The organism is Pectobacterium fontis (assembly GCF_000803215.1).
Classification (GTDB): Bacteria; Pseudomonadota; Gammaproteobacteria; order Enterobacterales; family Enterobacteriaceae; genus Pectobacterium; species Pectobacterium fontis.
This window is the reverse complement of the sequence record NZ_JSXC01000038.1, coordinates 70865-86710: the sequence shown is the minus strand read 5'-3', so window position 1 is coordinate 86710 and position 15846 is coordinate 70865. Positions and strand designations below refer to the sequence as shown.

General features: G+C 52.9%; 12 protein-coding genes and 1 other RNA gene. 3 read left to right on the top strand and 10 right to left on the bottom strand.

Going from position 1 to position 15846, the window contains the following annotated elements; genetic code table 11:
- Positions 1-7: 7 nt before the first annotated feature.
- The 6 genes from OI69_RS14315 to ppsR form a co-directional block, all read right to left on the bottom strand.
- On the bottom strand, positions 8-805 hold the full coding sequence (locus OI69_RS14315) for a heme ABC transporter ATP-binding protein (RefSeq protein WP_039351757.1): 798 nt from the start codon (positions 803-805) through the stop codon (positions 8-10).
- Positions 798-1802 carry a FecCD family ABC transporter permease gene (locus tag OI69_RS14310; protein WP_039351756.1) on the bottom strand — a complete coding sequence of 335 codons (1005 nt, stop codon included), beginning with the start codon at positions 1800-1802 and terminating at the stop codon, positions 798-800. Before OI69_RS14310 ends, OI69_RS14315 begins: the two co-directional genes overlap by 8 nt.
- Positions 1799-2617, bottom strand: a complete 819-nt coding sequence (locus tag OI69_RS14305) for a heme/hemin ABC transporter substrate-binding protein (protein WP_039351754.1) — start codon at positions 2615-2617, stop codon at positions 1799-1801. The genes OI69_RS14310 and OI69_RS14305 overlap by 4 nt, the downstream gene beginning before the upstream one ends.
- On the bottom strand, positions 2614-3666 hold the full coding sequence (locus tag OI69_RS14300; RefSeq protein WP_039351752.1) for a hemin-degrading factor: 1053 nt from the start codon (positions 3664-3666) through the stop codon (positions 2614-2616). The genes OI69_RS14305 and OI69_RS14300 overlap by 4 nt, the downstream gene beginning before the upstream one ends.
- A gap of 205 nt (positions 3667-3871) precedes the next feature.
- Positions 3872-4918: a 3-deoxy-7-phosphoheptulonate synthase gene (locus OI69_RS14295; protein ID WP_039351749.1), complete on the bottom strand. Its 1047-nt coding sequence runs from the start codon at positions 4916-4918 to the stop codon at positions 3872-3874.
- A 192-nt stretch (positions 4919-5110) separates the two neighbouring features.
- Positions 5111-5932, bottom strand: coding sequence for a posphoenolpyruvate synthetase regulatory kinase/phosphorylase PpsR (ppsR, locus tag OI69_RS14290; RefSeq protein WP_039351747.1), 822 nt, complete (start codon positions 5930-5932; stop codon positions 5111-5113).
- A gap of 300 nt (positions 5933-6232) precedes the next feature.
- On the opposite strand from ppsR, the gene ppsA reads away from it, so the two are divergent.
- Positions 6233-8611 carry a phosphoenolpyruvate synthase gene (gene ppsA, locus OI69_RS14285; RefSeq protein ID WP_039351745.1) on the top strand — a complete coding sequence of 793 codons (2379 nt, stop codon included), beginning with the start codon at positions 6233-6235 and terminating at the stop codon, positions 8609-8611.
- A 170-nt stretch (positions 8612-8781) separates the two neighbouring features.
- Here ppsA and apbE read toward each other — a convergent pair whose 3' ends face one another.
- From apbE to ydiK, 3 genes are all read right to left on the bottom strand, one after another.
- The gene (apbE, locus tag OI69_RS14280; RefSeq protein WP_039351743.1) at positions 8782-9828 is read right to left on the bottom strand and encodes an FAD:protein FMN transferase ApbE; all 1047 of its coding nucleotides are present in this window, start codon (positions 9826-9828) and stop codon (positions 8782-8784) included.
- Positions 9829-9919: 91 nt separating this feature from the next.
- Positions 9920-10031, bottom strand: an RNA gene (rprA, locus tag OI69_RS19405) — antisense sRNA RprA.
- A gap of 301 nt (positions 10032-10332) precedes the next feature.
- Positions 10333-11442: an AI-2E family transporter YdiK gene (gene ydiK / locus OI69_RS14275; RefSeq protein ID WP_039351741.1), complete on the bottom strand. Its 1110-nt coding sequence runs from the start codon at positions 11440-11442 to the stop codon at positions 10333-10335.
- 285 nt (positions 11443-11727) lie between these two features.
- On the opposite strand from ydiK, the gene ydiJ reads away from it, so the two are divergent.
- Positions 11728-14778: a D-2-hydroxyglutarate dehydrogenase YdiJ gene (gene ydiJ / locus OI69_RS14270; protein ID WP_039351739.1), complete on the top strand. Its 3051-nt coding sequence runs from the start codon at positions 11728-11730 to the stop codon at positions 14776-14778.
- Positions 14778-15194 (top strand): 1,4-dihydroxy-2-naphthoyl-CoA hydrolase, encoded by a 417-nt coding sequence (gene menI / locus OI69_RS14265; protein WP_039351736.1) that lies wholly within the window; start codon positions 14778-14780, stop codon positions 15192-15194. Before ydiJ ends, menI begins: the two co-directional genes overlap by 1 nt.
- 47 nt (positions 15195-15241) lie before the next feature.
- On the opposite strand, the gene OI69_RS14260 is transcribed toward menI, so the two are convergent.
- Complete coding sequence (locus tag OI69_RS14260) at positions 15242-15643, bottom strand: hypothetical protein (RefSeq protein WP_039351734.1); 402 nt, start codon at positions 15641-15643, stop codon at positions 15242-15244.
- Positions 15644-15846: the final 203 nt, after the last annotated feature.

Below are 15846 nucleotides of genomic sequence, written 5' to 3'. Positions count from 1 at the left end.
GTGATAGCTATTGTCGCAGATAAACCTGGGGAATCGTGTAGTCAGGATGTGAACCGACGCTGAGGTCGGCACGATACCAGTGAGTCAGCGTTTCCGCCTGTAGCACTTGCGCGGGCGTACCTTGTGCGACCAGTTTCCCTTCGTGCAGCAGCAGAATGCGGTCGGCATACAGCGCAGCCAGATTCAGGTCGTGCAGGACGCAGCATACGGATAGCGGTTGTTCCCGCGTAAGCTGCTTGAGCAGCCGCAAAAGATGCTGCTGATGGTATAGATCCAGCGCTGAGGTTGGCTCATCGAGAAATAACCAACCCGGCGTCGGCTCCGGGTGCCACAACTGCGCCAGTACGCGAGCCAGTTGCACTCGCTGTTGTTCCCCGCCGGAAAGCTGGCGATAATCCCGCTCCGCTAACGCCAGGCAGCCCGTTTGCGCCATGACCTGCTGAATGACCTCGTCATTTTTCGGATAGCGCCCATGCGGCGAGCGGCCCATCGCAACGACATCCCGCACGCAAAATGCAAATGCCATGCCGCTATGTTGACGCATCACCGCGCGTGTTTTGGCGAGTGCGCCGGGTTGCCAGTGTGAAAAAGGCTGTCCGGCTAACAGGCACTCGCCTTCATCGGGCGTCAAATAACCGGTGAGTAAACGAAGCAGGGTGGATTTCCCTGCACCGTTAGGGCCGATAATCGCGACGATTTCCCCACTGTGTAGCTCCAGAGAAACGTCATCCGTCAGATAGCGTCCGTTGCTCTGAAAACGCAGATGACGGGCGACTAACGTCTGGTCGAGCGCTGAGTCAGTCATTGCCCCGTCCTTTATGCTGAACGATCAGCCATAAGAAATACGGCCCGCCAATCAGGCTGCTTAATAGCCCAACGGGCATTTCTGCTGGCGCAAGTAGCGTACGTGCCAGTGTATCGGCAAACAACAGCAGACAGGCACCACCGAGGATCGAGCCGGGAATGAGCCAGCGGTGATCGGCCCCCAGATGCATACGTATCAGATGCGGGATGATAAGCCCGACGAACCCGATCACGCCGCTGACGGCTACCGCCACGCCCACCAGCAGGGAACTGAGTAGCAGCAGAATATGTTTAGTGCGTTTCACGTTAACGCCTAGGTAATGCGCTTCTTCATCCCCTAGCTGCAACAAATTCAGACGGCGTGCATAGTACAACGTCGCGATCATGGCAGGGATTGCCAGCGTGCTGGCAACCAGCAGCATAGGCCACTGTGCCTGCCCGAGGCTTCCCATGCCCCAGAGTGAGAACTGGCGTAACTGCTGGTCGGTACTGATATAGGTTAAGACGCCGATCAGCGCGATACACAGGGCATTGAGTGCGATACCTGCCAGCAGCAATCGGGTTAGCCCACTCTGTTCAGCGCGGCTGAGGATGAAAATAATCGCGGTAACCCCCAGACTCCCCGCGAAAGCGGCGAACATCGGGCCGTAAAGCGCCAGCAGAGGGGGGAGACCGAGTGGTAGCACGATAGTCAGCGCGACGCAGAGTGCAGCACCGCTACTGATCCCAAGCAGACCAGGATCGGCCAGTGGATTGCGAAATAATCCCTGCATAATCGCGCCGGAACAGGCCAGCGCGCCGCCGACGAGGATCGCCAGCAGCACGCGGGGAACGCGAATATTTAACCAGATATGCCAGATCGGATCGTCAAGAGGGGTTTGCCATAACATCTTGAGCGACAGCGTCAGTGCGCCCATGTTGGCGGCACCGACCATCAGTGCCACCATCAGTAACAGCAGTGCGATCAACCCTGTACGCGGGTGAAACCGTGACGTCATTTTATCGCTTCGGCTGTCTGACGCAGCGTCGCCATCAACGCGGGGGTTTCGAGTGTAAAGCCCAGCATTGCCATATCATCGACCACTAACAGACGTTTGTGCTTACCCGCAGGCGTCAGTTCCAGACCAGGCAATTTCCAGACTTGTGCTTCGCCGCCCAGCGTTTTCAGCCCCTGGCTGGAGATCAGAATCAGATCCGGTGCGCTGGCCACGACGCCTTCCTGTGACAGCGGCTGGTAGCGTTCAACGTTCTGCATCGCATTCTTCAATCCCGCATGGCGAATAATGGTATCCGCTGGCGTATTTTTACCTGCCGCCATCGCGGTCATACCGCCGTGGCTGAGAACGAACAGCACGTTAACTGGCAGCGGTGACGTTTTTACTGCCGCTAACTGTTGCTGATAGGTTTCCGTCAGTTTTTTACCTTCCGACGCTTTACCCAGCGCCTGTGCGATGACACCGATTTTTTGCGGCACGGCATCGAGTGAAGGTTGCGCAGGAACATGAACCACTTTAGTGCCGCTGTCCGAAACTTGTTGCAAGATGAGCGAAGGCTGCGACAAATCGCTGGCAACCACGAGAGACGGTTTCATCGCCAGAATGCCCTCGGTGTTGAGCTGACGCATGTAACCCACATCAGGCAATTTTTTCACAGCTTCCGGGTGCAGGCTGGTGCTATCACGCGCAACCAGATCTTGCTCTGCGCCCAGCGCATAGATAATTTCGGTGACGTCACCGCCGATAGAAACGATACGCTCAGCGGCAGACACCCCCAGCGGGAGTGTCAGAAGCAGCGGAAATAACCAGTTTTTCATGCGGCAAGATCCTTATGCGGTTTCAGGGCGTCGATCTGGTCACGCCACTGTTGTTGTTCCGGCGTGCCTTCGGTACGTTGCCCGAACAGTTGTGCGATTTGAGAGCCATCTGCGGCATAGAGTTCGAGGCTGGTCACGATGCCGTCGACCGTAGGTTTACGTGTAATCCAGCTTTCAGCAATCTCGCCTTCAATCAGATGCAGGGTGAAATCTTTGTTAAAGATGTTAATCCATTCTGCATGTTGTTCCATGCGCTCTACACGCTCAATCGTGCCGGTGAAAATTTGTACACAGCCACGGTTGCCGACAAACACCATGATCTCATTTTGATCTTCATGTGCGGCAAACAGAATTTGTGACAGCGCATCGTTTTCTACACGATAGGCCAAATCGTCGGCGACCGCGTTAAACGCCTGCTGACGGGTCAGGTTATAGCGCTTGAGCAGGATGAAGAAATCATGCACATCCTTCATGGCGCGCCAGTCTGCTTCAAACTGAGGATTATGGGCAACCACCTGTCCGGCTGATGCGGCGCTGGCTGCCGGACGAAGCGCTAACGCAGGATTGTCGCTGCTGGAAAATTTCTCAACAAATACCTGCCAGGCGGCCATGTCCGTTGTGTCGGTGGTGTAAACCTTCAGAATGGCATCGCCCTGATGATCGAAGAATTGAATGCTCTGACGCTCGCCGCGCGCGGTGTTTTCACGCAACGCAAAGGCGGAAGCCCATTGAGAGAGGAACAAACGCAGATCCAACCCACGCGGATTGAGGATCAGGCCAGCATGCCCATCGAGCGTCTGGTTTTGGTAGTAACCAGTATGCTCATGCACGGCGTACTCGTTGCGCGTAATCGACTTGGTATTACCAACTTGCTCCAGCGCACTTAACCAGACTTTGGCATCACCCTGTAGGCGCTGTGCATCGTGTCCGACACGGGCGTGAGTGAGTTCAGCTTCGCTAATGCCGAGCTGCGTAGCCAGATCGCGTGCATACTTGCGCGGATGTTCAACTTTAGCCTGGAGGTATTGTTGGTAAATGGACGTCTGCATCTCGTTCCCTTAATCGTTGTCGTATTGATTATAGCAATGAATGAGAATCATTTTCATGTAACAAAAACGCAACCTCAAGTGAAGTTTTCTTAATAAGTGGAATAAGTAGAAGGGGGCGAGAGCGTTTCGCGCGGTGGGTCAGAGAGGAAAACGGCTGACACACGATCGGAAAAGGAGAGTGTGTCAGCGTATATCGGGTATCAGGTTAAAAACGGCTGTCGACGGCATCTGCCAGACGTGCCAGCAGCGTTTCGGTGTCCTGCCAACTTAGGCACGGATCGGTAATGGATTGCCCATATGTTAGTGCCTGCGGGTTGATGGCGGGCTGGTTACCTTCCACCAGGAAACTTTCCGCCATGATGCCCGCAACGGCGCGTGAGCCTGTGCGAATTTGCTGGCAGACCTCATCGGCCACATCGAGTTGACGGCGATGTTGCTTCTGGCAGTTAGCATGACTGAAATCGATTATCAGATGTTCGGGTAGTGAAAATTCACGCAATTGCGCGCAGGCGGCGGCGATATCTTCTGCGTGGTAATTCGGTTTTTTCCCGCCGCGCATAATGATGTGGCCGAACGGATTACCCTGCGTTTTATAAACTGACATGAAGCCCTGTTTGTCCGGCGAAAGAAACATGTGTGGAGCGCGTGCGGCACGAATGGCATCGACGGCGATCCGCGTATTGCCATCCGTCCCGTTTTTGAAGCCGACTGGGCAGGACAGCGCCGAGGCCATTTCCCGATGGATCTGGCTTTCAGTGGTTCTGGCACCAATAGCCCCCCAGCTAATCAAATCAGATATATATTGGCCGGTGACCATATCGAGGAATTCCGTTGCCGTCGGCAATCCAAGCTGATTGACGTCCAGCAGCAGGCGGCGGGCAATCTCCAAACCTTCATTCACCAGGAATGTACCGTTGAGGGCGGGATCGGAAATGAGTCCTTTCCAACCCACTACCGTGCGCGGTTTTTCAAAATAGGTGCGCATGACAATTTCCAGCCGACTCTGATATTGCGTGCGTAGCGCCGCCAGACGACGCGCATAATCTAATGCACTGTCCGTGTCATGAATCGAACACGGGCCAATAACGACAAGTAAACGAGGATCCTGACCAGCGAGAATGGTTGCAATTTTTTTACGTGACGAGGTGATATTTTCGGCAATGGCAGGGGTAATCGGGAGTCTGGTAAATAACGTTTGGGGGGTAACCAGACTCTCGATGCGCGCGCTCCGCAGTTCATCGGTTTGTAGCATGTTTTGTCTCTGAATACGGTCAAGCCGAAAATCTGCCTTCACCGAAAATGCGTGGACATGGTGGTGTTTTCAGACAAGATTTCCGACTAAAAAGGTTGCTTCGCAGCGGCGAAATGCCGGGAAGTGATGGGGCACACAATAAACGAAATAGCGCACATTACAACCGTATTAGATCAAAAAATCTATCATGTACTAGTACATTCTTCTGCTCATGCCAAGAATGTCGATGATTTTGGCGGAAATTTCCTCAACGGAATAATTGGTGGTATTAAGATATTTAATCTGGTGTTTGCGAAATAGCGCCTCAACTTCGCTAAGCTCCATGCGGCACTGGCGCAGGGAAGCATAACGACTATTGCCCCGGCGCTCCTCGCGAATAGCCGCCAGACGTTCAGCATCAATCGTGAGCCCGAATAGCTTGTGCTGAAAGGGTTTCAATGCATCGGGCAGGCGTAGGTTGTCCATATCATCGGCAATAAAAGGGTAGTTAGCCGCACGAATGCCAAATTGCATCGCCAGATACAGGCTGGTTGGCGTTTTGCCGCAGCGAGACACGCCCAACAGAATAACCTGTGCCTGATCGAGATTGCGTAGCGAAATGCCGTCATCGTGCGCCAGCGTGTAGTCGATAGCGGCGATACGCGCATCGTATTTGCTCAGATTATTGGCGGTTAAACCGTGGGTACGGTTGGCTATCGGTGTCGGCGGCGTCTTCAGTTCTTCCTGTAAAGGCGCAACCAGCGCCTGCACGATATCCTGACAAAAACCGTCGCTGCTGGTAATAATATTACGTACGGTCGGGGTGACGATGGAGTAAAACACCAGTGGACGCACACCGGTTTGCCGATACAACGTATTGATTTGTTCACACACGGCTTTCGCGCGGGCTTCGCTTTCAACGAAAGGTAAGGTATAGCTAACCGTGTTCACGGGAAACTGGGATAATACCGCATGACCGAGTACTTCTGCCGTAATGGCAGTACCGTCCGAGACATAAAACACGCTTCTTTCCACATAGCCCCCTGGTGATATTTCCGACAGCTCGAACACATTAACCTCGTCAAAAATTGTGTTTTGCGAATACTTTTATTAAAACACTATTTCATTATCTTCATGATAAAGCATGCTAATCTTCTACGATATTGGATCTTTACTGACTTAAGCAATCATTCACTGTGAAATCAGTTTTTTTTCATAGGTTGATCGATTCACCTGTCTCTGTTCATCAAAACGCTATGCTAACCTGATTGTGTTGAGGCGATTCTCAACCGAACTCTTTCATACCCTAATTGTATGCAGAAAGGATTATTTCCGATGTCCAATAACGGCCCTGATTTGCGTAATGTCCTTTGGTATAACCAGCTCGGTATGCACGATGTTGAAAGGGTGGGGGGTAAAAATGCCTCTCTGGGTGAAATGATCACCAACCTTTCAGACTTGGGCGTAGCCGTTCCCAACGGCTTTGCGACAACGGCGCAGGCGTTTAATGATTTTCTTAATCAAAGCGGGATTAACCAGCGCATTTATGAGCTGCTCGATCGTACGGATATTGACGACCTGAACCAACTGGCGAGCGCCGGTGCGCAGATTCGCCAGTGGATTATTGATACACCGTTCCAGCCGGATCTGGAAAAAGCGATTTGTGATGCCTATCAGCAACTCGCCGATGGCGAAAAAGACGCTTCATTTGCCGTGCGTTCTTCTGCCACGGCAGAAGACATGCCGGATGCGTCCTTTGCGGGTCAGCAGGAAACCTTCCTGAATGTGCAGGGCATTGATGCCGTGATGGTTGCGGTGAAGCACGTATTTGCATCGCTGTTTAACGATCGGGCTATCTCCTATCGCGTGCATCAAGGGTATGACCACCGCGGCGTGGCGCTGTCGGCGGGCGTGCAGCGCATGGTGCGCTCCGATCTGGCTGCCGCAGGCGTGATGTTTACCATTGATACCGAATCTGGTTTTGATCAGGTGGTGTTTATCACCTCGGCATACGGTTTGGGTGAAATGGTGGTGCAGGGGGCGGTGAACCCGGATGAGTTTTATGTGCATAAGCCGACGTTGCAGAACAACAAGCCTGCGATTGTGCGCCGCAACATGGGTTCGAAAAAAATTCGTATGGTGTACGCCGCGAGCCAGGAACATGGCAAGCAGGTGCGAATTGAAGACGTGCCGACAGAGCAAAGTGCGCGTTTCAGCCTGACGGATGATGAAGTGCAGGCGCTGGCGCGTCAGGCATTGCTGATTGAAAAACACTACGGCCGTCCGATGGACATCGAGTGGGCGAAAGATGGCCACACCGGTAAACTCTATATCGTGCAGGCTCGCCCGGAAACCGTGCGTTCCAACGGTCAGGTTATGGAACGTTACCACCTGCCAGCCAGCGGCACGGTGCTGGTGGAAGGTCGCGCTATCGGCCACCGCATTGGTGCGGGTGAAGTCAAAGTGATTCAGGACATCAGCGAGATGCACTTGATCAACGCGGGTGACGTGCTGGTGACCGACATGACCGACCCGGATTGGGAACCGATCATGAAGAAGGCGGCGGCGATTGTCACCAATCGTGGGGGGCGCACCTGTCACGCGGCGATTATTGCCCGCGAGCTGGGCATTCCCGCGGTGGTTGGCTGTGGCGATGCGACTGAGCGTTTGCATAAAGGACAGAAAGTGACGGTCTCCTGCGCCGAAGGTGATACGGGGTATGTGTATCAGGACCTGCTGGACTTCTCCGTGAAGAGTTCACAGATTGATGAAATGCCCGCACTGCCGCTGAAAATTATGATGAACGTGGGGAACCCTGACCGCGCATTTGATTTTGCCTGCCTGCCAAATGATGGCGTTGGCTTGGCGCGTCTGGAATTCATCATCAACCGTATGATTGGCGTACACCCGCGTGCATTGCTGGAGTTTGACCAGCAAACGCCTGAACTGCAACGCGAGATTAAAACGCTGATGCAGGGCTACGACGATCCGGTGGAATTCTACATCGGCCGTTTGGTGGAAGGGATCGCGACGCTGGCAGCGGCATTCGCACCGAAGCGCGTTATTGTGCGTCTGTCCGATTTTAAATCGAACGAGTACGCCAATTTGGTTGGCGGTGAGCGCTATGAGCCAGAAGAGGAAAACCCGATGCTGGGCTTCCGTGGGGCGGGTCGCTACGTATCGCCGGACTTCAAAGCCTGCTTTGCGCTGGAGTGTGAAGCGGTCAAACGTGTGCGTAACGTGATGGGGCTGAAGAATGTCGAGATCATGATCCCCTTCGTTCGCACCGTGGCGCAAGCGGAAGCGGTGATTGCCGAACTGGCGAGTCAGGGGCTGCGCCGTGGCGAAGATGGCCTGAAAATCATCATGATGTGTGAAATTCCGTCTAACGCACTGTTGGCTGATGAATTCCTGCAACACTTTGATGGTTTCTCCATCGGCTCAAACGACATGACGCAACTGGCACTGGGGCTGGATCGCGACTCCGGCGTGGTGTCATCACTGTTTGATGAGCGTAACGATGCGGTAAAAGCGCTGCTATCGATGGCGATCAAGGCGGCTAAGAAACAAGGTAAATACGTCGGTATTTGTGGGCAGGGGCCGTCAGACCACGAAGATTTCGCGCTCTGGCTGATGGAACAGGGCATTGATAGCCTGTCGCTCAACCCAGATACCGTAGTGCAAACCTGGCTGAATCTGGCTGAGCATAAGTAATCAGTACGGTGAATGCCATGACGCCCGGTCATTACCGGGTGTCATGGTAGCTGACGATGTTAGATTTTCGAGGAAACATGGAGATGACGTTCCCGCAGGGATGCCTCGCTCCGTATTTCCCGTGAATCTCGCGCTTGTCACGATGGGTTTTGCATAAACCGTGGCGTTTCTTACGGTGCCGCAATCAGGAAGGATTTAAACTGTGGCGTCATCACGGCGCTAAAACCTTTATCCGTTTTGGTAATCAGATAAACCGCCAGCCCTTGCTGCTCCGCCAGCTTCAACGCTTTCTCCGTTCCCAATACCATCAAACCGGTATCCCAGCCATCGGCTTCCAGCGCGGTTGGCGCAATCACGGTGGCAGACACCAACTGATGGGTAATCGGCCTGCCCGTTTCAGGATCGATAACGTGAGAATAACGCTTGCTGTCCTGCTCGAAATAATTCCGGTAGCTGCCGGAGGTGCTGATTGCATATCCCTGCAAATTCACCGCTGCCTGTGCTGCATTTTCCTGATCGGTCGGTTTTTGAATCGCCACGCGCCACGGTATTCCTTCAGCGTTCACGCCACGGCTGGAAATCGCACCACCGACGGAAACCAGATAGTTGGTGATCCCTTTACGCGTCATGAGCTGTGCGAGAATGTCTGCGCCGTATCCTTCGCCCAGCGTAGAGAGATCGACATACAAATCCGGGCGATCTTTCTGAATCCATTCGCCTTTTTCGTCACCGATCAGTTTCAGGTGACGCAACCCGACGTTTTGCCGCGCGACATCGATCTGCTGTTGGCTGGGAATTCGCGTGGGTTGCTTCTGTGGGCCGAACCCCCAGAGGTTAACCAGTGGTCCAACGGTGATGTCCATCGCGCCGTGAGTGGCTTTACCGATACGCAGCGCGGCCAGAATGATATCCGCCATACCATTGCTAATCGGTTGCGGATCCATCCCCCGATACTGATTAAAACGCGACAGCACGGAATTATCACGGTAGGTCGAAATATCGTTATTGGCCTGCTCTAGCAGCGCGTCGATTTCCTGTTGTAATTGCGTCTTGTCTTCGGTGAGGTCGCCGCTAATTTTTACGCTATAAAACGTCCCCATTGTTTTGCCTTCAATGGTCAACAAAGGGCGTTGTGTCGTAGGTGCGGGATTATCGCAGGCTGTCAAAAGGCTGAATAAGCCACAGAGTAGTAATCTCTTCGCGGCGAGCGGCGTCATGAAAAACTCCTGAAAAACAGAACGGAAGGTGAGCAGACAGGAGAGTAACAAAAAAGGGGTGAAACGTAATGGAATGGAAGTGCAATAAAAGGAAAAAAAATGCCCATCTCAGAGGATGGGCAAAGACTACACACAGCAATTCGTTACTCACTCTGACGAGGAGGAAACCTCATTGACATACAGTAGGTTAATACTAGCTCCGGTATTCATCCTAGGGATTATGCCCTACTCAGTCATTAAGAATCATCCTAATAGTTAATTATCTTTTAAGAATCGACAGCTTGGCGTTTTCACACTGTCAATAATATTGATGTATTAGAGAAATGATATCAAAATTTTTAGGACTAATCCCCACAAATAGAGGTCTAATCATTAGCTATTTTTACCTATTGGGGTTTTAAGGAAAGAAAGCGTCGCTAAGCAACGATGCTGAAAGTGGGGAATACAAAGAACATGCGTGGGCAGCGCACCGCCCACGGCAAGACAAAACGGTGATTTCCGCTCTTACTCTTTATCCGATGTGTTAGACGTACTAGCGGAGACGATGCTCTGTGGCTCTGGGATTTCGCGCATCCAGGCAAACAGAAGACGATAGGAAACGGCGAGAACCACCGGACCAATAAAGATCCCGATCATACCAAAAGCCAACAACCCGCCGATCACGCCGGAAAGAATCAGCAGCATGGGAAGATCGGCACCCATGCGGATGAGTACCGGGCGAATTACATTATCAATCGTTCCAACCACGCAGCTCCAGACCAGCAAGATGGTGCCCCAGGTAGTGTCGCCTGTCCAATACAGCCAGATAATGGCGGGAATCAGTACCAGAAGCGGTCCCAACTGCGCCAGACAACACAGAAACATCACAACGGTTAACAGTGTCGTGTAGGGAATCCCTGTTAGTCCCAGCCCTAGCCCGCCTAATACTGATTGCACGATCGCCGTTACGACGACGCCCAACGCGACAGCGCGAATGGACTGCGCTGCCAGGATCACGGCGGCATCGCCGCGATCTTGTCCGAGCCTGATAGCAAAATGCCGCACGGTTTTCGCGACAGCTTCTCCCTTGTAATACAGGAGGACGCTGAAAATAAGCATCAGGGAACAATGCATGAGAAAGCGCCCGACATGTGCCGCCTGTGCCACTAACCAGGTCGCCGTTTTACCGAAATAGGGTTGTACCTTAGCGAACAAACCACTGCCGCCGCTTTGTAGCAGTGATTGCCAGTTATTGAACAATTTTTCTCCGACTAACGGGATGGATGTCAGCCACTCCAGCGTCGGTGGCGAAAAGTTTTCCTGTTTGGCTCCCCAACTCATTAGCGCCGAACTGTTTTCCACCACACTACTGACAAGCACGGCAATTGGGACAATAAATAGCAGGATCAGCAGAAGCGTCATCACCAGCACAGCCAGAGAACGCCGCCCCCATAACAATGCCTGAAATTTAATCAGCATCGGCCAGGTGGCAATGACCACCATACACGCCCAGGCGAATCCCAGAATAAAAGGCTGTACTACCCAAAAACAGGCAATAATCATGATGGTAATGAACACCAGACTGAACAGCGTTCTGGCCAGATCCTGTCGTGGTGGTTGAGAATATTTGCTCAACGAATCGTTCCTCAATAGCAAAAGAAAAAGCTGATGATGGGGGGTGTGGATGAACGGATCGACTTACCCTGTCATCATGAGATATTTTCGGGGGTTTTGACAGCCTATTGAACATTTTGTTGGCGAAACGACCGTTAATCAAGATGCTGCATGTTTTTGCCGATCCGGGAGCGCACACGATTGCGAAATGTGATAAAACGTGATGTCCCCGATGAAAGGGCGGCTATCGCAGGTATTTCACGACATATTGGCAAACACATCATGTACGGACAGGGTCAAAAGATAATGATCCCACAGATCACACAATCTCCCGGGCTGGTTCAGCCGGTGCTTAATTTTCTGGAAGCATTGAAGAAAAATGGATTCACGGGCGATACGGCGACCAACTATGCCGATCGTCTGACGATGGCAACGGATAACAGTATTTATCAGCTTCTGCCGGATGCGGTGGTGTTCCCCCGTTCAACCGCTGATGTGGCTATCCTCTCGCGGCTGGCGGGCGAGGCGCGTTTTTCGGCGCTGACCTTCACCCCACGCGGTGGCGGCACAGGAACGAACGGACAGGCGCTGAACCGCGGCATCGTGGTCGATATGTCGCGTTATATGAACCGTATTCTGGAAATCAATCCAGAACAGGGCTGGGTGCGCGTCGAGGCTGGCGTGATTAAAGATCAGCTTAACCAGTACCTTAAGCCTTATGGTTATTTCTTCGCGCCAGAGCTGTCGACCAGTAACCGAGCGACGCTGGGTGGCATGATCAATACCGATGCTTCCGGGCAAGGCTCGCTGGTGTACGGTAAAACCTCAGACCATGTGCTGGGGCTGCGTGCGGTACTGCTGGGCGGCGACATGCTGGACACGCAGGCGATGTCGGTAGAACTGGCGGAGCAACTGGCGGAAGAAGATTCGCCCATCGGCCGCATTTACCATACGGTGTTGCACCGCTGTCGTGAACAGCGTTCGTTAATTATCGACAAATTCCCCAAACTGAATCGCTTTCTGACGGGGTATGACCTGCGTCACGTATTCAGTGACGATCTCCGCACCTTTGACCTGACGCGAATTCTGACCGGCGCTGAAGGCACACTGGCATTTATCACCGAAGCGAAGCTCGATATCACGCCCTTGCCGAAGAGCCGTCGCCTGGTCAATATCAAGTACGATTCTTTCAATTCAGCGCTGCGCAATGCGCCGTTCATGGTCGAGGCCAAAGCCCTATCCGTCGAAACCGTGGACTCTAAAGTATTAAACCTTGCCCGTGAAGATATCGTCTGGCATTCCGTTAGCGAACTGATTACCGATGTACCTAATCAGGAAATGCTCGGTTTAAATATCGTTGAATTTGCGGGTGATGATGAAACGCTGATAAACGGACAGGTCGATGCGCTCTGTCAGCGGCTGGATACGCTGCTGGCTAACGGAGAAAGCGGGGTGATTGGCTATCAAACCTGTAACGATCTGGCCGGAATCGAACGTATTTACGCGATGCGCAAGAAAGCGGTCGGGCTGCTGGGCAATAGCAAAGGGTTGGCGAAACCGATTCCGTTTGCGGAAGACACCTGCGTGCCGCCACAGCATCTGGCGGATTATATTGAAGAGTTTCGCGCACTGCTGGACAGCCACAATCTGACCTATGGCATGTTTGGTCATGTGGACGCCGGGGTGCTGCACGTTCGTCCGGCGTTGGACATGTGCGACCCGCAGCAGGAAATGCTGATGAAGCAGCTTTCCGACCAGATTGTGGCACTGACGGCCAAATATGGCGGTCTGCTGTGGGGGGAACATGGTAAAGGTTTCCGCGCCGAATACAGCCCTGAATTCTTTGGACCGGAGTTGTATGCTGAACTGCGTCGCATCAAGGCGGCGTTCGACCCGGATAACCGGCTGAATCCCGGTAAAATTTGTGCGCCGCTGGATGTCGATGCGCCGATGATGAAAGTCGATGCGGTTAAACGCGGCACGTTCGATCGCACGATCCCACTGACGGTGCGTACTGCGTTCCGTGGCGCGATGGAATGCAACGGCAACGGGCTGTGTTTTAACTTTGATGCCCGTAGCCCCATGTGTCCATCGATGAAAATCAGCGGCAACCGTATCCATTCGCCGAAAGGGCGTGCGACGCTGGTGCGCGAATGGCTACGTTTGCTGGCGGAGCAGGGGGTCGATCCCGTCGCGCTGGAGAAAGCCTTGCCGCAGCAGAAGTTGAGCCTGCGTGCGTTTATCCAGAAGACCCGCAATACCTGGCAGGCTAAACAGGGGGATTACGATTTCTCGCACGAAGTGAAAGAGGCAATGTCCGGCTGTCTGGCGTGTAAAGCCTGTTCAACGCAGTGCCCGATCAAGATTGATGTGCCCGGCTTCCGTTCCCGTTTTCTGCAACTTTACCATACCCGCTACCTGCGTCCGGTACGCGATTATCTGGTCGCCAGCGTTGAAAGCTATGCGCCGCTGATGGCGCGCAGCCCGAAGACATTTAACTTCTTCCTGAAAATGCCGCTGCTGAATAACCTGAGCCGCAGCCAGATCGGTATGGTGGATCTGCCGTTGCTGTCATCGCCGTCGCTGCGTCAGCAGTTTGCCGGGCATAGCGGCGTCAATACCACGCTGGAACAACTGGAACAGTTGCCGGAAACGGCGCGCCAGCAGTATGTATTAATCGTACAGGATCCGTTTACCAGCTATTACGATGCGCAGGTGGTGGCTGATTTCGTTCACCTGATCGAAAAACTGAAGCTGAAACCCGTGCTGTTGCCATTCTCGCCGAACGGCAAGGCGCAGCACATTAAAGGCTTCTTACAGCGTTTTGCCAAAACGGCGGCGAAGACGGCCGATTTCCTGAATCGTGTGGCTAAGCTGGGGATGCCGATGGTGGGCGTCGATCCGGCGCTGGTGCTGTGCTATCGCGATGAATACCGTGAAATTCTGGGCGAGAAACGCGGCGATTTTCAGGTGCAACTGGTGCATGAATGGCTGGTAACGGTGATGACAAACACGCCGCCGCCTGCCACTGGCGAGTCCTGGTATCTGCTCGGTCACTGTACGGAAACCACGGCGCTACCAGCCAGCACGAAACAGTGGGCGGATATCTTCGCGCGTTTTGGTGCCAAACTGGAGAATATCAGCGTCGGGTGCTGCGGTATGGCAGGAACTTACGGACATGAAACCAAAAACCTCGCCAACTCGCAGGGCATCTATGCACTATCCTGGCAGCAGGTGTTGCAGACGTTGCCGCAGAAACGCTGCCTGACCACCGGCTATTCGTGCCGTAGCCAGGTAAAACGTATGGAAGGTAGCCCGTTACGCCATCCGTTACAGGCTCTGCTGGAGATCATCTGATGCTGTGGAAACGGCAGGTTACGCTTGAGCAGCTTAATCAACAGAGCCAGGCGTGTCTGGTGGGGCATGTTGGTATTCGCTATACCCATATCACGGATGATGCTCTGGAAGCGGTGATGCCAGTGGATTCACGTACGCGTCAACCGTTTGGCTTACTGCACGGCGGCGCGTCCGTCGTGCTGGCGGAATCGCTGGGGTCGGTAGCGGGCTATCTGTGTTCTGAAGGCGATCAGCAGGTGGTGGGGTTGGAGATCAATGCTAATCACCTGAGAGCGGTGCGCGAAGGTGAGGTGCGTGGCGTATGCCGAGCGCTGCACGTTGGTCGCCGTAGCCAGGTGTGGCAGATTGAGATTTTTGATAATCAGAATCGTTTATGCTGTATTTCACGCCTGACGACATCGGTGATTACGCCGTAAATACAAAGCACGAACCAGACTGCTGGTGGGTCTGGTTCGGCTATGTCTCAGGGGAGAAACGGCACGCGCTTAACGAAATCCGTTTGAAACGCCGTGGCTTTGTCCCACGAGCCTTGCATGCTTAGCTGATAGCAAATCGACTTTAGCGTGTTACGGGCAAAGTAGTAGCTTTGCACCCGAAAGAGGTGGCAACGTCCTTCATTATTAATCTCTTTAATCAATCGATTGTGCAATTTGACCAGCGCGTGCAGATAGCTGTCGTCATCGCCATTTCTCAGACAGAGTTCAACCATGTCCATGCAAGCGTTATGATAGCGGCGTAAATGGTCAATATTGCTTCCAGAGCGGTTCAGGCGTGCTTCCGCCATATAGAAATCAACGGTGGCATCGCGAATCTGAAATTTATATTCGTCAATCTGATGGTGCAGCCAGGCATTCACGGAAAGCATGGTTATCGATCCTGAATATGAAATGATAATCATTATCATATTGATAAAAAAGGTCATGATCAATGGGCAAAATGTGCTTTAGCGCCAAAAGTACGATCGAAAATTACATAAATCTTCATATACCTTCCCTGTTTTATAAATAGGTATCACCAATAAATGTTATAATAATGATAACGAGATGATAATTATTACCTGACCAAAAT